Here is a 17,572-nt window from a genome sequence, read left to right as displayed (position 1 = left end):
AAGCGTTGTGCGCACGTGGTCGTGGAAGGGTTGCCGCCGAGTCATGCCGTCGAGGTCGAAGCCGGTGATCACCGGTGTTCTGGAGAGCGCCCGCTGGCTGCTGAGCGGCCGGGACGGCAGGCTCACCGCCTACGTCCGGGCCGAGGGCGGACTGCTCCGCTGGACGGAGACCACACCCGGCGGCCCCGACTGGACGGGCCCCGACTTCTTCGAGGCGCCCGACCTGACCTACCTGACCCTGGCCCAGGGCGCCGACGGGTACGTGCACTTCCTCGGCCGCCGCGAGCTGCGCGACGGCGAGGGGAAGCCCGTCGTCGACATCGTGCACTCCATCCAGTACCAGTCGGGGCGGCCCCTCATGGACTGGCGCTCCGTCGGCAACCCGCACACCAAGCTCGTCGAGCGCGCCCCGCACCTCGGCGCGCCCGCCGCCGCGGTGGACGCCGCGGGAACCGTCCACGTCTTCGTGCGGGACGCGGTGAACAGCGTCCGGATGCGCCGCGAGGGCAAGGGCGGCAAGTGGGAGGGGTGGAAGGACTTCAAGGTCCGCCAGGCCCTCGACGGCATCGTCGCCCTCGCCACCTCCACCGGCCGCGTGGAGGTCTACGCGCCCGGCGCCGAGGCGACCCTGCGCTGGGCCCAGGAGACCCAGGGCGGTGAGCTGCTGCGCGCCGACGACGTCCCGCTCGCCCCCGCGCCCGCCTCCGGCACGGTCCTGGAGACCGGCCCCGACCGCCTCACGTACTACGCCGCGGGCGCGGACGGCGGCGGGGTCCTCGCGCACCGCCCCGCCGACGGCGGCGCCGCCGTGCCGCTCGGCGGCAGTCCGGGCCCCGGAGCCGTCGCCGCCCTGCGCACGCCCATAGACGGCCACGACTGCACGGTCCTCGCCCACCGCACGGCCTCGGGCCGCCCGGCGATCGGCGCGTTCCCCACCGAGGACGAGGGCGCGGGCCTGTGGTGGGCCGAGACCGGCGAGCCGTGCCTGGGCGCGCCCGCCCTCGCGCTCGACGCGCGCGGCCGTGTGGTCATCGCGGCGGTCGGCCTCGACGGGACGCTGCGCCTGGCCCGCCAGAAGGCGGAGCAGGGGCTCGCACTGGAGGCGTGGACCGCGCTCTGAGGGCCGGTACGACGGCGGGGGGGGGGGGGGGGGGGGTTCCTTCTGCCCCCCCCCCTCCCTTTTCCTTTTTTGTTTCCCCCCGGAACCCCCCCCCCCCCCCTCTCAGAAACCCCTCCCCCATCCCCCCCCCCCCCCCCCAAAGGAGCAAGAACGTGCCCCCCCCCCGCCCTCCCCCCCCCCCCCGAGCCGACCCACCGCCACCCAACCCCACCCCCCCCCCCCCCCCCCCCCCCCCCCGCCGTCGTATGCGCCTTCGCGGGTTACGCCGGGACGCTCGCCACGCCCCGGTCGAGGAACCGCTTGCCGTTGACGCGCTCGCTGACGCCCTCACGGTCCAGGTACGGCGTGATGCCGCCCAGGTGGAAGGGCCAGCCCGCGCCGGTGATCAGGCAGAGGTCGATGTCCTGGGCCTCGGCGACGACGCCCTCGTCGAGCATGAGCCCGATCTCCTGCGCCACGGCGTCCAGGACACGCTCCCGCACCTGCTCCTCCGTCAGGACGCTGTCGCCCTGCTGGAGGAGAGCGGCGACCTCGGGGTCCAGCTCCGGCTTGCCGGAGTCGTACACGTAGAAGCCGCGCTTGCCCGCCTTGACGACGGCGGCGAGGTTCGGGGAGACCGTGAAGCGCTCCGGGAAGGCGCGGTTCAGGGTCTCGGAGACGTGCAGCCCGATGGCCGGGCCGACCAGCTCAAGGAGGACCAGCGGCGACATCGGCAGACCGAGCGGCTCGACGGCCTTCTCGGCGACCGCGACCGGGGTGCCCTCGTCGATGACGTTCTGGATCTCGCCCATGAAGCGGGTCAGGATGCGGTTCACGACGAACGCCGGGGCGTCCTTCACGAGCACCGCGGTCTTCTTCAGCTTCTTGGCGACACCGAAGGCCGTGGCCAGGGACGCGTCGTCGGTCCGCTCGCCGCGCACGATCTCCAGGAGCGGCAGGATCGCGACCGGGTTGAAGAAGTGGAAGCCGACGACCCGCTCGGGGTGCTTCAGCTTCGACGCCATCTCGGAGACGGAGAGCGAGGAGGTGTTGGTGGCGAGGATGGCGTGCGCCGGAGCGACGGCTTCCACCTCGGCGAACACCTGCTGCTTGACGCCGATCTCCTCGAAGACGGCCTCGATGATGAAGTCGGCGTCGGAGAAGCCCTCGGCCTTGTCGAGCACACCGCTGACCAGGGCCTTGAGGCGGTTGGCCTTGTCCTGGTTGACGCGGCCCTTGAGGAGGAGCTTGTCGATCTCCTCCTTGACGTACGAGACGCCCTTGTCGACGCGCTCCTGGTCGATGTCGGTCAGGACGACCGGCACCTCGAGGCGGCGCAGGAAGAGCAGCGCGAGCTGAGAGGCCATCAGGCCGGCGCCGACGACGCCCACCTTGGTGACCGGGCGCGCCAGGCTCTTGTCCGGGGCGCCGGCGGGGCGCTTGGCGCGCTTCTGCACGAGGTTGAACGAGTAGATGCCCGCGCGCAGTTCACCGCCCATGATCAGGTCGGCGAGCGCGGTGTCCTCGGCGTCGAAGCCCTTCTGGAGGTCGCCGTCCTTGGCGGCCTCGATGATCTCCAGGGCGCGGTAGGCGGCCGGAGCGGCGCCGTGCACCTTGGAGTCGGCGATGGCACGGCCGCGGGCGACGGCGGCGTCCCAGCCCTCGCCGCGGTCGACCTCGCCGCGGACGACCTCGACGGAGCCGTTCAGGACGGAGGCCGTCCAGATCAGCGACTGCTCCAGGAAGTCGGCGCCCTCGAAGAGCGCGTCGGCGATGCCGAGCTCGAAGACCTGCTTGCCCTTGAGCTGACGGTTCTGGTTCAGCGAGTTCTCGATGATGACCGAGACGGCCTTGTCGGCGCCGATCAGGTTCGGGAGCAGCGCGCAGCCGCCCCAGCCCGGGACCAGGCCGAGGAAGACCTCGGGCAGCGAGAAGGCGGGCAGCGCCTTGGAGACGGTGCGGTAGGAGCAGTGCAGGCCGACCTCGACGCCACCGCCCATCGCGGCGCCGTTGTAGTACGCGAAGGTCGGCACGGCCAGGCCCGAGAGCCGCTTGAAGACCTCGTGGCCGCCCTTGCCGATGGCGAGCGCGTCCTCGTGGCGCTTCAGCAGCTCCACGCCCTTGAGGTCGGCGCCGACGGCGAAGATGAACGGCTTGCCGGTGATGCCGGCGCCGACGATTCCGCCCTCGGCCGCCTCCTTCTCGACCTGGTCGATCGCCGTGTTCAGGTTGGCCAGGGACTGCGGGCCGAAGGTGGTCGGCTTGGTGTGGTCCAGGCCGTTGTCGAGCGTGATGAGCGCGAAGCGGCCGGCTCCCGCGGGGAGGTCGAGGTGGCGTACGTGCGCCTGCGTGACGACCTCGCCGGGGAACAGCTCGGCCGCGCCCTTCAGGAGCTCAGTGGTGGAGCTGCTCACTTGTCGCCTCCGGCGTCCTTGTGGTTCGGGTTCTCCCAGATGACCGTCGCGCCCATGCCGAAGCCGACGCACATCGTCGTGATGCCGTAGCGCACCTCGGGCTGCTCCTCGAACTGCCGCGCGAGCTGCGTCATCAGGCGTACGCCGGAGGAGGCGAGCGGGTGGCCGAACGCGATGGCGCCGCCGTACTGGTTGACGCGCGTGTCGTCGTCCGCGATGCCGTAGTGCTCCAGGAAGGCGAGCACCTGCACGGCGAAGGCCTCGTTGATCTCGAAGAGACCGATGTCGGAGATGTCCAGGCCCGACTTGGCCAGCGCCTTCTCCGTGGCCGGGATCGGGCCGTAGCCCATGACCTCGGGCTCGACGCCCGCGAAGGCGTACGAGACGAGGCGCATCTTCACGGGGAGGTTGTTCTCCCGCGCGAACTCCTCGGAGGCGATCAGCGAGGCGGTGGCGCCGTCGTTGAGGCCCGCGGCGTTGCCGGCCGTGACGCGGCCGTGCGTACGGAACGGCGTCTTGAGCCCCGCGAGGTTCTCCAGGGTCGTCCCCGGACGCATCGGCTCGTCGGCGGTGGCGAGGCCCCAGCCGGTCTCACCGGCCTCCTCGTTCGTCCGCCGTACGGAGATCGGCACCAGGTCGGCCTGGATCTTGCCGTCGGCGTACGCCTTGGCGGCCTTCTCCTGCGAGCGCACGGCGTACTCGTCGGCGCGCTGCTTGGTGATGCTCGGGTACCGGTCGTGCAGGTTCTCGGCGGTCATGCCCATGAACAGGGCGGACTCGTCGACGAGCTTCTCGCTGACGAAGCGGGGGTTCGGGTCGACGCCCTCGCCCATGGGGTGGCGGCCCATGTGCTCGACACCGCCGGCGACGGCGATGTCGTACGCGCCGAAGGCGACGCTGCCCGCGACCGAGGTGACGGCGGTCAGCGCGCCGGCGCACATGCGGTCGATGGAGTAGCCGGGCACGGACTGCGGGAGCCCGGCCAGGATGCCGGCGGTGCGGCCGATCGTCAGACCCTGGTCGCCGATCTGCGTGGTCGCGGCGATGGCGACCTCGTCGATCTTGGCGGGGTCGAGGTCCGGGTTGCGTCGAAGGAGCTCCCGGATGGCCTTCACGACGAGGTCATCGGCACGGGTCTCGTGGTAGATGCCCTTCGGGCCCGCCTTGCCGAACGGGGTGCGGACGCCATCCACGAAGACGACGTCCCTGACGGTACGAGGCACGATGGCTCTCCTCCAGGGTGCGGTTGCGCCACACCTGCGGCGCGCTTCCTTCTCTCCACCCTACTTGCCGGTAACTATGCGGCCAAGGGAGGGCTTGGGGAGGCGAACGTCACATCTGGCCTCGGGCCGCGGTGGCTGTTGTCCCGGGGCCGGGCGGTGGCCTCGGCTGCGCCGCGGTCGGTGGCCTGGGCTGCGCCGCGGTTGGTGGCCTGGGCGGGCGTCGGGTGCCGCTTCGGGGCGTCTCGCCTGGCTGGTGCTTCTCGCTTGGCGGTCCGGCCGGTTCTGGGCCGCCGCTTCGCGGCGAATCTCTCCCACCCACCCGCCCGCTCACCCGGCTTCGAGTGGGTGACGTAGGGGCACGGCATCCCTTGATGCGGGGTAAACGGGTGGGTGGGTGGGAAAGTCTTGCCGCGAAGCGGTGCGGTGGCGAGTCGGGCCCTGCCCCGCCAGAGGTCCCGGCCCCGCCCCGGCCAGGGGTCCCGGCCTGCCCTGTCCCGCAGGGGCTCCGTCCGCCCCGCCAGGGGCCCCGGCCCTGCCCCGCCAGAGGTCCCGGCCCCACCCCGGCCAGAGGTCCCGGCCTGCCCTGTCCCGCAGGGGCTCCGGTCCGCCCCCGCCAGGGGCCCGGGCCCTGCCCCGCCAGGGACCCTGGCCTCGACCCCGCCAGGGGCCCGGCTTCGGCCCCGCCAGGGCCCCGGCTTCGCCCCGCCAGGGGGAGGCCACGCCCCGCCGGGGGGGGGCGTTCAGGCGAGGGCTGCTACCAAGGCTGGGGTTACGTGGGTGATCTGCCAGGGGCGGGCGCCGTGGGAGGCCAGGGCTTCGGCGACCGTCTCGGGGTCCACCTGAGCCGGCGGCTCCCAGCAGACGCGACGGACCGTGTCCGGGGTGATCAGGTTCTCCTGAGGCATGTTCAGCTGCTCCGCCAGCGCGGAGACCGCTGCCCGCGCCGCGGACAGACGTGCCGCCGCCGCGGGGTCACGGTCCGCCCAGGACCGCGGCGGCGGAGGACCGCTCACCGTCTGCCCCGGCTGCGGAAGCTCGGAGTCCGGCAGCGCCTTCGCCCGGTCCACCGCCGCCTGCCACTGCTCGAGCTGGCGCCGCCCCATGCGGTGCCCGAAGCCCGTGAGGCCCGCGAGCGCGTGCACGTTGGGCGGCAGCCCGAGCGCCGCCTCGACGATCGCCCCGTCACTGAGCACCTTGCCGGGCGACACGTCCCGCCGCTGCGCGACCTTGTCACGCGCGGTCCACAGTTCCCGTACGACCGCCATCTGACGGCGCCGCCGCACCTTGTGCATCCCGGACGTCCGACGCCAGGGGTCCTTGCGGGGCGGCGCGGGCGGCGCGGAGGCGATGGCGTCGAACTCCTCGCGGGCCCACTCCAGCTTCCCCTGCCGGTCCAGCTCCTTCTCCAGGGCGTCGCGCAGGTCGACCAGGAGCTCCACGTCCAGTGCCGCGTACCGCAGCCAGGGCTCGGGCAGCGGCCGGGTCGACCAGTCGACGGCGGAGTGCCCCTTCTCCAGGACGTACCCGAGGACGCTCTCGACCATCGCGCCGAGACCGACCCGCGGGAACCCGGCGAGCCGCCCCGCCAGCTCGGTGTCGAAGATGCGGGAGGGGATCATGCCTATTTCGCGCAGGCACGGCAGGTCCTGCGTGGCCGCGTGCAGGACCCACTCCGCGTCGCCGATGGCCTCGCCGAGACCGGAGAGGTCGGGGCAGGCCACGGGGTCGATCAGGGCGGTGCCCGCGCCCTCGCGGCGGAGCTGGACGAGATAGGCGCGCTGGCCGTACCGGTAGCCGGACGCGCGCTCGGCGTCCACGGCCACGGGGCCGGTGCCGCGGGCGTACGCGGCGATCATCTCGGCGAGGGCCTCCTCGTCGGCGATCACCGGCGGAATGCCGTCGCGGGGCTCGAGCAGCGGGGTCGGCGCCGTTTCGACGTCGTCCGGAGGAGCGCCTCCGGTGGTTCGCAGTGAGCTGTCTGCTGCGGTCTCTTGGGCGTCGGTCACCTGTCAAGGGTATCTGTGTATGCGCGGCGCCCGTCGACGGAACGTTCCGTCGACGAGCGCGAAAGGGTTGTAAATCAGTCAGTGGATGATTCCGGTGCGCAGGGCGACCGCGACCATCCCGGCCCGGTCACCCGTGCCGAGCTTGCGCGCGATCCGGGCGAGGTGGCTCTTCACGGTCAGGGCGGACAGGCCCATCGAGACGCCGATGGCCTTGTTCGACTGGCCTTCGGCGACCAGGCGGAGCACCTCGACCTCACGGCCGGACAGCTCGCGGTAGCCGCCGGGGTGGCTCGGGGTGCCCGGAGGGCGGCGGTGCATTCGGGCGGCGGCCGAGCCGATGGGAGCGGCGCCGGGGCGGGTGGGGAGTCCGACGTTCGTACGCGTGCCGGTGACGACGTAGCCCTTGACGCCGCCCGCGAGGGCGTTGCGCACGGCACCGATGTCGTCGGCGGCGGAGAGGGCGAGGCCGTTGGGCCAGCCCGCGGCACGGGTCTCGGAGAGGAGCGTCAGGCCTGAGCCGTCGGGGAGGTGGACGTCTGCGACGCAGATGTCCCTGGGGTTGCCGATGCGGGGACGAGCCTCCGCGATGGACGAGGCCTCGATGACGTCGCGTACGCCGAGCGCCCACAGGTGGCGGGTGACGGTGGAACGGACGCGGGGGTCGGCCACGACGACCATGGCGGTCGGCTTGTTCGGGCGGTAGGCGACCAGGCTTGCGGGCTGCTCGAGGAGAACGGACACCAGGCCTCCTGGGGGTGGCGGGACGGGGCCGGCTCGGGGATGAAGCCGGGCGAAACCGTGCTTTCAAGGTCACAAACCTCTTCGGCAGCAAAGGCGCCCGCCTTTAGGAAATGATCAGGATTTGGTGCGTAATAATCGGGGCAATTCGGACGCGCACTCGATCATCCGAAGATCGAACCGAGTGGTCACTCTTCCGAGTGACCACGGAAGAGGCACCCCAGGCCGAACGCTCCGGCGCACACGAAACCCACCCGTTGGATCAACGAGTGGGTGGATGCGTGGTCGGTCGGCTGGTCGGGGAGGGGGGCGCGCGGCGCGCGAGAGGCCGGGCCGGCGGAAGCGGGTCAGGGGGAGAGTGGTCCCCTCCGCTGCGGCAGCGACACCACGGACGCGTCGCCCGGCGCGGCCGGCGGCAGCCCGGCGACCTGGCAGAGCAGCTCGCACCACGCGGCCAGATGCGTCGCGGTGTCCGGCACCCCGCCGGCGCCCTCCCGCGGCGTCCACGAGGCCCGGATCTCGATCTGCGAGGCGGGCGGGCGCTCCGCGAGCCCCCCGAAGTAGTGCGATCCGGCGCGCGTCACCGTGCCGCTGGCCTCCCCGGCGGAGAGCCCGCGCGACTGAAGTGCGCCGGTCAGCCAGGACCAGCACACCTCGGGGAGCAGCGGATCCGCCGCCATCTCCGGTTCCAGCTCCGCCCGCACCAGCGTGACGAGCCGGAAGGTGCCCTGCCAGGCGTCGTGCCCCGCCGGGTCGTGCAGCAGCACGAGGCGGCCGTCCGCGAGGTCCTCATCGCCGTCCACGACCGCCGCCTCCAGCGCGTACGCGTGCGGCGCGAGCCGCTGCGGTGCCCGCGTCGGATCGATCTCGATCTCCGGCCGCAGCCGTGCCCCCCGCAGCGCGTCGACCGCCGTGCGGAAGGGCAGCGGAGCCGAATCCGCCACCTTCCCCTCCGAACTCTCCATCTCGCCAGCGCCGTCCGACCGTTGTCCCTGAGCCGCAGCCATGCGGGGAAGGTTAAGGGGAACGGCGCCTTCGTGCAGGGAGAGACACCCGTCGGAGGGCCGCCGGTCGACGTGGGAGACTTTCCGGGTGAGTGCCAACAGCAGCCAGAGCCCCGCGGGCCGGCGACACGAAGCGACGTACGACTCCCCGTTCATGAAGGCGTGCCGGCGTGAGGCCGTGCCGCACACGCCGGTCTGGTTCATGCGGCAGGCGGGGCGCTCACTGCCCGAGTACCTCAAGGTGCGCGAGGGCACGGCCATGCTGGAGTCCTGCATGCGGCCCGACCTGGTCACCGAGATCACACTTCAGCCGGTGCGCCGCCACAACGTGGACGCCGCGATCTACTTCAGCGACATCGTCGTGCCGCTGAAGGCCATCGGCATCGACCTCGACATCAAGCCCGGTGTCGGGCCCGTCGTCGAGAACCCCATCCGTACGCGCGCCGACCTCGCGCAGCTGCGGGACCTCACGCCGGAGGACGTGCACTACGTCACCGAGGCGATGGGCATGCTGACGGCCGAGCTCGGCTCCACGCCGCTCATCGGATTCGCGGGCGCGCCTTTCACCCTCGCGAGCTACCTCGTCGAGGGCGGACCGAGCCGCAACCACGAGCACACCAAGGCGCTCATGTACGGCGACCCGCAGCTCTGGGCCGATCTCCTGGACCGGCTCGCGGAGATCACCGGGGCCTTCCTGAAGGTGCAGATCGAGGCGGGCGCCAGCGCCGTGCAGCTCTTCGACTCCTGGGTGGGCGCCCTGTCGCCCGCCGACTACCGGCGCTCGGTGATGCCCGCGTCGGCGAAGGTCTTCGACGCCATCGCCTCGTACGGCGTGCCGCGCATCCACTTCGGCGTCGGCACGGGCGAGCTGCTCGGCCTCATGGGCGAGGCCGGTGCCGATGTCGTCGGCGCCGACTGGCGGGTGCCGGTGGACGAGGCGGCGCGCCGCGTCGGGCCCGGCAAGGCGATCCAGGGCAACCTCGACCCGGCGGTCCTGTTCTCCACGCGCGAGGCCGTCGAGACGAAGACCGACGAGGTGCTCGCCGCGGCGAAGGGCCTGGAGGGGCACATCTTCAACCTCGGCCACGGTGTCCTGCCGACCACGGACCCCGACGCGCTGACCCGGCTCGTGGAGTACGTGCACGAGCGCACGGCTGTCTGAAAAATGTCCGGAAAACGGTCCCTGCCCCGCTCGGGCAGGGACCGTTGCAGCGGTGTGGTCATCGGGGCTCCCCGGCGGCCCGTGCGCGCCGGGGTGCGCCGTCCGAGGCCCAGAGCGTGGTCACCGAGTCGCGCAGGGAGAACCGCGGCTGCCAGCCGAGTTCCCACTCCGCCGCGGTGATGTCGGCGCACTGCCAGGGCACCGCGGTGGAACGGCCGGCCGCGCCGGCCGTCTCCAGGAGTTCGCCGGTGAAGTCCGCCGCCCTGACCAGGCCGTGAGCCAGGTCGCGCACCGGGGCCGCCCGCCCGCCGCCGACGTTGATCAGCCGCGGCAGCCGTCCCGGCAGGGCCAGGGCGAGCGCCACGGCCCGCGCCACGTCGCGTACGTCGACGAAGTCCCGGTGCGCCGACAGATCGCCCACCTTGACCGTGCCGTGGGGGGTCTGGGCCACGGCCCGGCTCAGCTCGGCGGTCAGGCGGCCGGGCAGCCCGGCGGGCGGCGCGCCGGGGCCCACCGGCATGGTGACCCGCAGGACCAGGGCGTCGAGCCGGCTCTCCAGGACAGCGAGAGTCCCGGCCAGCTTGGTGGCGCCGTACGGGGTGACCGGGCGGGCGGGAGCGTCCTCCGGGGTCCGCTCGCCGGCGCCGGTCGGCCCGTACTCGGCCGCCGAGCCGAGGTGCACCAGGCGGGCCTTGGGCAGCGCCGCCGCCATGGCCGCGCAGAGCACGGCGGGGCCGCGGGCGTTGACCTCGGCGAGGGGCAGGGGGCCGGCGCCGACCGAGCCCGCGCAGTTGACCACGGCGTCGGGCGCCGCCTTGGCGAGCCGCTCGGTGAGCCCGTCGAGGGTGCACGTGGCGAGGTCGATCCGCGGGGCGTCGCCGGGGGCGCGGCCGGCGCGCAGCAGCCGCACGCCCGGCAGGCCGTGCAGCCGCCCGGCGATGTGCCCGCCCAGAAATCCGGTGGAGCCGAGGACGAGGATGCGCACGGTCGCCTCACGCTTCCTTGAGGAGGAGGGAGCTGTCCGGCTCCGCCGGTGTGCCGGGCAGCGAGAGCATGAGAGGCAGGGCGCCGGCGTCGAGAGCCGCCGCTCGCGCGGTGTTCTTCATCTGGTGTGTGGTCCCCTCCACGGTCGGGCCGAGAGGGGGTGTCCCCACCCCGGCCCGGCCCCCAACGGCGCGGACACCTGTCGCAGTGTGTGTCCGTGCCGCTCTGACGCGTCACATGGTGCGTCCCACCTGGGGGATCTGTGCTGATTCCGTGAAAGCTGGCGGAAAAGAGACGGCACTCCTCTATTGGGACAGAAGGAGAGCCGAGGTGGGGGTGGTGCACGGGTGGAGGGACACGTTCCGGTGAACCCCCGCCGCTCAGAGGGGGTGACGCCGCACGCCGGGCGGTCGCGTGTCGTATGCATGCGCATGCCGTGGGCGGGCTCCCACGGCACGGTGATTCCCGCGCGTACGAAGCGAGTGAATCAGCCAAAGGGCGTGGGCCGCCGGGTGGCGGCTTTTCCGTAGCAAGCGCGTTCTGACCTGCACGGCAAGTGTCCTCCGCGCCGGGGGAGAGGGACTGGAACAGGGCATGCCCGGGGGCGCGGGCATACCCGGGGCGTCGCCGTCAGCCCGCGCGAACCGCCGCCACCGCCTTGCGCGCCGCCACCAGGACCGGGTCCCACACGGGGGAGAAGGGCGGCGCGTAGCCCAGGTCAAGGGCCGTCATCTGCTCCACCGTCATCCGTGCCGTCAGGGCGACCGCCGCGACGTCCACCCGCTTGCCCGCGCCCTCACGGCCGACGATCTGGACGCCGAGCAGCCTGCCCGTGCGCCGCTCGGCCAGCATCTTCACCGTCATCGGGGCCGCGCCCGGGTAGTAGCCCGCGCGGCTCGTCGACTCGATGGTCACCGTCACGTACCGCAGGCCCGCCGCCCGCGCCTCCTTCTCGCGCAGACCCGTGCGGGCGATCTCCAGGTCGCACACCTTGCTGACGGCCGTGCCCACCACGCCGGGGAACGTCGCGTAGCCGCCGCCCACGTTGGAGCCGATGACCTGCCCGTGTTTGTTCGCGTGGGTGCCGAGCGCGATGTGGCGCTCCCGGCCCGACACCAGGTCGAGCACCTCCACGCAGTCCCCGCCCGCCCAGATGTCCTCGTGGCCGCGCACCCGCATCGCCAGGTCGGTCAGCAGGCCGCCGTTGTCGCCGACCGGCAGCCCGGCCTCCTCGGCGAGCGTCGTCTCGGGGCGGACGCCGAGGCCGAGCACCACGATGTCCGCCGGGTACTCGGCGTCCTCGGTGGCCACCGCCCTGACCCGGCCGTCGTCCCCGGTGAGGACCTTCGTGACCTCGGCGTCGTTCACCATCTCGATGCCCATGCCGGTCATCGCGTCGTGGACCAGGCGGCCCATGTCCGGGTCGAGCGTGGACATCGGCTCCTTGCCGCGGTTGACGGCCGTCACGTCGTAGCCGCGGCGGATCAGCGCCTCCGCCATCTCGACGCCGATGTAGCCCGCGCCGACCACCACCGCGCGCCGGCCCTCCGTACGCGTCAGGGCGTCGATCAGCGCCTGCCCGTCGCCGAGGGTCTGCACGCCGTGCACGCCGGGGGCGTCGATGCCGGGCAGCGGCGGGCGGACGGGACGGGCGCCGGTCGCGATGACGAGCTTGTCGTACGCGGTCCAGTACTCCTCGCCGGACGCGAGGTCGCGGGCCAGTACGCGCCTGCCCGGGACGTCGATGCGGAGCGCCTCCGTGCGCATCCGCAGGTCGATGTCGCGCTCGCGGTGCTCCTGCGGCGTGCGCGCGATCAGGTCGTCCCGTTCCCCGACGTCGCCGCCCACCCAGTACGGGATGCCGCACGCGGAGTACGAGGCGAAGCCGCCGCGCTCGAACGCGACGATCTCCAGCTCCTCCGGCTTCCTGAGCCTGCGTGCCTGCGACGCCGCCGACATGCCGGTGGCGTCGCCTCCGATGATGACCAGTCGCTCTCGTGTGCCGCTCATACCGACACGCTACGACCCGCCCCGCCGCGGCGAGCGCCGCACCCTCGGGCGCACCACCCGCAGCCAGAGCACGACCAGCAGCGCCGCCACCGCCGCGAACGGCAGCACCGCGGCGAGCGCGACCCCGATCCAGCGCAGCACGGTGACGAACGCGTTCCAGCCGCCCGCCAGCGCGTCCACGAGCGTCGGATCGCCGTCGTCGTCCCCGGTGTCCGCACGCGCCGCGCCCTCGGTGAGGGACAGCGTGACCGTCGCCATGGTCGTGCGGTCCTTCAGCGAGGCCCGCTGGGCGAGCAGCGCCTCCAGATCGGCCTGACGGGTGCTCAGCTCGCCCTCAAGGGCGACCACGTCGCTCAGCTTCGTGGCCTTGTCCATCAGCTCCCGTACGCGCGCCACGCTCGCCCGCTGCGACGCGACGCGGCTCTCCACGTCGACGACCTGGTCGGTGACGTCCTTGGCCTTGGCGTCCCTGTCGACCAGCCTGCCGGTGCCCTCCAGGGCGGTGAGGACCTCCTCGTACCGCTCTTGGGGGACGCGCAGCACGACGCGGGAGCGGTCGCGGCCCGTGCCGTCGCGTGAGGTCTTCTCGTCGCCGACGATGCCGCCCGCGTCCTCGGCCGCCGTCCGGGCCCGCGCCAGCGCCTTCGGCACGTCCTTGACGCGGATGGTGAGCGTCGCGGTGCGGATGATGTGGGTGCCGTCCGGCTGCCGCGGCTTCTTCGCGCCCGACCCGCCGGGCTTCGCGGCGGACTTGTCGGCCCGGCCGCTGCCCAGGCCGTTGGCGCCCGCCCCTTTCTGGTCCACGGCCGCCTTGTCGCCGCCGGCGCTGTCGCTGTCGCCCGCGGTGCACCCCGCGAGCGCCAGCGCGGCGGCCAGCAGGACCGCGGGGAGGATCCGGACCGCGCGGAGCGTGCCTGATGTGTCCATGGACGTTCCCCCGGGGGACTCGGTGACTGGTGCCCCTTCGACGCCGGAGCGGGGCGAAACGGTGGTTGCCGGGCGGTCCCGATGCGGTCACGGTCGGGACTCGGCCGTCCGAGAGCCTGTGTCGGGGGACCGGAGCGGGCTCTGAGAGAGTGGGGACATGCGCGAAACGGACACACGTACGGGTAGCGGCCACGCCGTCGTCATCGGGGGCGGCATCGCGGGCCTCGCGGCCGCGCACCGGCTGCTCGTCACCGCCCCGGGCACCCGGGTGACGCTCCTCGAAGCCTCCGACAGGATCGGCGGCAAGCTGCACGCCGGGGAGATCGCCGGGGTCCGCGTCGACCTCGGGGCCGAGTCGATGCTCGCCCGCCGCCCCGAAGCCGTCGCGCTCGCCCGCGAGGTGGGCCTCGGTGAGCGGCTTCAGCCGCCCGCCACCGCGACCGCGTCGATCTGGACCCGCGGCGCCCTGCGCCCCATGCCCAAGGGCCACGTCATGGGCGTCCCCGGCGACGCCTCCGCGCTCTCCGGGGTCCTCTCCGACGAGGGCCTGCGCCGCATCGAGCAGGACCGTGAACTGCCGCCCACCGAGGTCGGCGACGACGTCGCGGTCGGTGCCTTCGTCGCCGAACGCCTGGGCCGCGAGGTCGTCGACCGGCTCGTGGAGCCGCTGCTCGGCGGCGTCTACGCCGGGGACGCGTACCGCATCTCGATGCGCTCGGCCGTCCCGCAGCTCTTCGAGGCCGCCCGCACGCACGCCTCCCTCACCGAGGGCGTGCGCGCCATCCAGGCGAAGGCCGCGCGGAACCAGCGGACAGGGCCCGTCTTCATGGGCATCGAGGGCGGCGTCGGGCAACTGCCCCTCGCCCTCGCGGACTCGGTACGCGCGCGTGGCGGGGAGATCCGCACCGGGACGCCGGTCACCGGGCTGCGGCGCACCCCGCAGGGGTGGCAGGTGAGCACCCGCGACGACGCCATCGCCGCCGAGTCCGTCGTGGTCGCCGTGCCCGCCTACGCCGCCGCCGCGCTGCTCGGCGTCGAGGCGCCCGCCGCCGCGGCCGAACTCGCCGGTGTGGAGTACGCCTCCATGGCCCTGATGACCCTCGCGTACCGCCGCAGCGAGACCGACCTCCCCGAAGGCAGCGGTTTTCTCGTGCCGCCCGTGGACGGGCACACCATCAAGGCGTCCACGTTCGCCTCGCGCAAGTGGGGCTGGATCGCCGAGGAGGACCCCGACCTGCTGGTGCTCCGCACTTCGGTGGGGCGGTACGGGGAGAGCGAGATCCTGGGGCGCGACGACGCCGAGCTGCTCGACCTCTCACGGCGCGACCTGCGCGCGGCGACAGGTCTTGCCGCCGAGCCCGTCGCCACCCGCGTCACCCGCTGGCACGACGGCCTCCCGCAGTACCCCGTCGGCCACCACGCGCGCGTGGCCCGCGTCCGCGAACACGTGGGCAGGCTGCCCGGCCTCGCGGTGTGCGGAGCGGCGTACGACGGTGTGGGCATCCCGGCCTGCGTCGCGAGCGCCAACGCCGCCGTCGACCAGCTGGCCGGCGACCGGACCGGTGTGGACGAGCTCACCCGCAACCCGGTGCAGAGTCTCCACGGGGCCGGAGGAGAATAGGGGCATGAGTGACGACGCCACCGCCAAGAGCCCGAACGCCGGCAAGAAGGCCAAGGACCTCAACGAGGTCATCCGCTACACCCTGTGGTCGGTCTTCAAGCTGCGGGACGTGCTCCCCGAGGACCGCGCGGGCTACGCCGACGAGGTCCAGGAGCTGTTCGACCAGCTCGCCGCCAAGGACATCACGATCCGCGGCACGTACGACGTCTCCGGTCTGCGCGCCGACGCCGACATCATGATCTGGTGGCACGCCGAGACCAGCGACGAGCTCCAGGAGGCCTACAACCTCTTCCGCCGCACCAGGCTCGGCCGCGCCCTGGAGCCGGTCTGGTCGAACATGGCGCTGCACCGCCCCGCCGAGTTCAACAAGTCGCACATCCCGGCCTTCCTGGCAGACGAGACGCCGCGCGACTACATCAGCGTGTACCCCTTCGTGCGGTCCTACGACTGGTACCTGCTGCCCGACGAGGACCGTCGCCGCATGCTCAAGGACCACGGCATGATGGCCCGCGGCTACCCCGACGTGCGCGCCAACACCGTCGCCTCGTTCTCGCTCGGCGACTACGAGTGGATGCTGGCCTTCGAGGCCGACGAGCTGTACCGCATCGTCGACCTCATGCGTCACCTGCGTGCCTCCGAGGCCCGCATGCACGTCCGCGAAGAGGTGCCGTTCTACACCGGCCGCCGCAAGTCCGTCGCCGACCTCGTGGCGGGCCTGGCGTAGTCCCGGAGCCCCGGAGCCCCGGAGCTCCTCAGAGTGACTGCGGCTCCGGCTCCTGGCGCGGTGCGCACGACGTGCCCCGCGCCGGGACACGGCCCTCCAGGAGGTACGTCTCCAGGTGCCGGTTGACGCAGGCGTTGCTGCCGCCGCCGATCCCGTGCGTGCCCGTGCCCCGCTCGGTCACCAGGGCCGAGCCGCCCAGCCTGCGGTTCAGCTCACGGGCGCCCTCGTACGGGGTCGCCGCGTCGCGCTCGGCGGCCAGGATCAGGGTCGGGGGCAGCTCGCCCCCGGCCGCACGGACGTCGACCTGCCGCTGCCGGGGCACCGGCCAGTAGGCGCACGGCAGGTTCATCCACACGTTCGCCCACGTCTCGAACGGTGCCGAGCGCGCGAGCAGGGAGTTGTCGCGGTCCCAGGTCTCGAAGTCCGTCGGCCAGGGGGCGTCGTTGCACTCCACGGCCGTGTAGACCGAGCCGGCGTTCTCCGCCTCCGCCGCCCCGCGCGGTTCCGGCGCGGCCTGCTCGATCAGCGGCTTCGGGTTGCCCTTGAGGTACTCCGAGAGCGCCGCCGCGCGCATCGGCCAGTAGTCGTCGTAGTACGCGGCCTCCAGGAACGCCGCCTGAAGCTCGCCCGGGCCGACCTTGCCGCCGGCGGGCCTGCGGGCCAGCCTCTCGCCCGCCTTCTCGTAGCCGCGCAGGACGGCTTCCGGCGTCCTGCCCAGGCCGTACGTCTTGTCGTGCTTGGCCATCCACGCGCGGAAGTCCGCCCAGCGCCGCTCGAAGGCCGCCGACTGGGCGAGGTTGTTGCCGTACCAGATCCGCGAGGGATCGGGGTTCACCGCCGAGTCGAAGACCATGCGGCGCACGTGCGAGGGGAAGAGCGTCGCGTAGACCGCCCCGATGTAGGTGCCGTACGAGGCGCCCATGAACGTCAGCTTCCGCTCGCCGAGCGCGGCCCGCAGCACGTCGAGGTCGCGCGCGTTGTTCAGCGACGTGTAGTGCCGCAGACCGGGGTTGCGGGCGGCACACCCGCGCGCGTACGCCTTCGCCTTGGCGATGCGCTCCTTCTTGTACGCGGCGTCGGGGTGGCTCGGCGCGCTCGTGGGCGCCTCGGTGAGGTGCTTCGGGTGGCGGCAGGAGAGCGGGGCGGAGCGGCCGACGCCGCGCGGGGCGTAACCCACCAGGTCGTAGGCGGCCGCGACGCGCTTCCACTCGGGCATCATGCCCATGACGGGGAAGGCCATGCCCGAGGAGCCGGGGCCGCCCGGGTTGTAGAGCAGCGAGCCCTGGCGTGCGACCGCCCGCTCGCCGGCCGTGCCGGTCGCCTTGGCCCGGCTGACGGTCAGCCGGATCTGCGTGCCCCGGGGCCGTGCGTAGTCCAGCGGCACCACGACCGTCCCGCACCGCAGCGACGGGGGCAGGTCCTCGGCCTTGCCGCAGGCGCCCCAGCGGATTCCGGCGGCCTCGGCGCGCTCGGCGGCGACGAAGACGCCCCGCTCCTCGGCGGACGGTGCGGTGGCACCGCTCGCGCTTTCCGCGGGGGCGACGACGAGGGCGGTCAGGACCAGGGATCCGGCGGTTCCGTAACGGGCGGCTGCTGCTCTCATCGCGCTTCATACCCCTTTGGTCCGGGCGTGCGGCCCCGGTGACGTCGGCGTGGAACA

General features: G+C 73.2%; 13 protein-coding genes. 4 read left to right on the top strand and 9 right to left on the bottom strand.

Annotation, left to right across the window (positions count from 1 at the left end; genetic code table 11):
- The first annotated feature begins 43 nt into the window (after positions 1-43).
- Positions 44-1,120, top strand: coding sequence for a PLL family lectin (locus ACZ6JY_RS07885; RefSeq protein WP_469193352.1), 1,077 nt, complete (start codon positions 44-46; stop codon positions 1,118-1,120).
- 260 nt (positions 1,121-1,380) lie between these two features.
- On the opposite strand, the gene ACZ6JY_RS07880 is transcribed toward ACZ6JY_RS07885, so the two are convergent.
- From ACZ6JY_RS07880 to ACZ6JY_RS07860, 5 genes are all read right to left on the bottom strand, one after another.
- Positions 1,381-3,513 carry a 3-hydroxyacyl-CoA dehydrogenase NAD-binding domain-containing protein gene (locus ACZ6JY_RS07880; RefSeq protein ID WP_469193350.1) on the bottom strand — a complete coding sequence of 711 codons (2,133 nt, stop codon included), beginning with the start codon at positions 3,511-3,513 and terminating at the stop codon, positions 1,381-1,383.
- Positions 3,510-4,736: a thiolase family protein gene (locus tag ACZ6JY_RS07875; protein ID WP_469193348.1), complete on the bottom strand. Its 1,227-nt coding sequence runs from the start codon at positions 4,734-4,736 to the stop codon at positions 3,510-3,512. The genes ACZ6JY_RS07880 and ACZ6JY_RS07875 overlap by 4 nt, the downstream gene beginning before the upstream one ends.
- A gap of 740 nt (positions 4,737-5,476) precedes the next feature.
- The gene (locus ACZ6JY_RS07870) at positions 5,477-6,742 is read right to left on the bottom strand and encodes an HRDC domain-containing protein (RefSeq protein ID WP_469193346.1); all 1,266 of its coding nucleotides are present in this window, start codon (positions 6,740-6,742) and stop codon (positions 5,477-5,479) included.
- Positions 6,743-6,820: 78 nt separating this feature from the next.
- Positions 6,821-7,483 (bottom strand): response regulator transcription factor, encoded by a 663-nt coding sequence (locus tag ACZ6JY_RS07865; RefSeq protein WP_016643199.1) that lies wholly within the window; start codon positions 7,481-7,483, stop codon positions 6,821-6,823.
- Positions 7,484-7,827: 344 nt separating this feature from the next.
- Positions 7,828-8,487, bottom strand: coding sequence for a DUF3000 domain-containing protein (locus tag ACZ6JY_RS07860; protein ID WP_469193344.1), 660 nt, complete (start codon positions 8,485-8,487; stop codon positions 7,828-7,830).
- A 151-nt stretch (positions 8,488-8,638) separates the two neighbouring features.
- Between ACZ6JY_RS07860 and hemE the strand changes: the two genes are divergently transcribed.
- Complete coding sequence (gene hemE / locus ACZ6JY_RS07855) at positions 8,639-9,646, top strand: uroporphyrinogen decarboxylase (RefSeq protein WP_469193911.1); 1,008 nt, start codon at positions 8,639-8,641, stop codon at positions 9,644-9,646.
- A 58-nt stretch (positions 9,647-9,704) separates the two neighbouring features.
- Here hemE and ACZ6JY_RS07850 read toward each other — a convergent pair whose 3' ends face one another.
- From ACZ6JY_RS07850 to ACZ6JY_RS07840, 3 genes are all read right to left on the bottom strand, one after another.
- Positions 9,705-10,631 (bottom strand): NAD-dependent epimerase/dehydratase family protein, encoded by a 927-nt coding sequence (locus ACZ6JY_RS07850; RefSeq protein ID WP_469193342.1) that lies wholly within the window; start codon positions 10,629-10,631, stop codon positions 9,705-9,707.
- A 629-nt stretch (positions 10,632-11,260) separates the two neighbouring features.
- Positions 11,261-12,640 (bottom strand): FAD-dependent oxidoreductase, encoded by a 1,380-nt coding sequence (locus tag ACZ6JY_RS07845; protein WP_469193340.1) that lies wholly within the window; start codon positions 12,638-12,640, stop codon positions 11,261-11,263.
- Positions 12,641-12,649: 9 nt separating this feature from the next.
- The gene (locus tag ACZ6JY_RS07840; protein ID WP_469193338.1) at positions 12,650-13,567 is read right to left on the bottom strand and encodes a DUF4349 domain-containing protein; all 918 of its coding nucleotides are present in this window, start codon (positions 13,565-13,567) and stop codon (positions 12,650-12,652) included.
- Positions 13,568-13,724: 157 nt separating this feature from the next.
- Here ACZ6JY_RS07840 and hemG point away from each other — a divergent pair, with 157 nt between their 5' ends.
- Together hemG and hemQ are read left to right on the top strand one after the other, a co-directional pair.
- On the top strand, positions 13,725-15,188 hold the full coding sequence (gene hemG, locus ACZ6JY_RS07835) for a protoporphyrinogen oxidase (RefSeq protein WP_469193336.1): 1,464 nt from the start codon (positions 13,725-13,727) through the stop codon (positions 15,186-15,188).
- Positions 15,189-15,192: 4 nt separating this feature from the next.
- Positions 15,193-15,912: a hydrogen peroxide-dependent heme synthase gene (gene hemQ / locus ACZ6JY_RS07830; protein WP_469193334.1), complete on the top strand. Its 720-nt coding sequence runs from the start codon at positions 15,193-15,195 to the stop codon at positions 15,910-15,912.
- Positions 15,913-15,940: 28 nt separating this feature from the next.
- Here the strand turns inward: hemQ and ACZ6JY_RS07825 are convergent, their stop codons facing one another.
- Positions 15,941-17,515, bottom strand: coding sequence for an alpha/beta fold hydrolase (locus ACZ6JY_RS07825; RefSeq protein WP_469193332.1), 1,575 nt, complete (start codon positions 17,513-17,515; stop codon positions 15,941-15,943).
- Positions 17,516-17,572 lie beyond the last annotated feature (57 nt).

This window comes from Streptomyces sp. NPDC046335, assembly GCF_055587985.1.
This window is presented reverse-complemented; position numbering and strand designations above follow the sequence as displayed.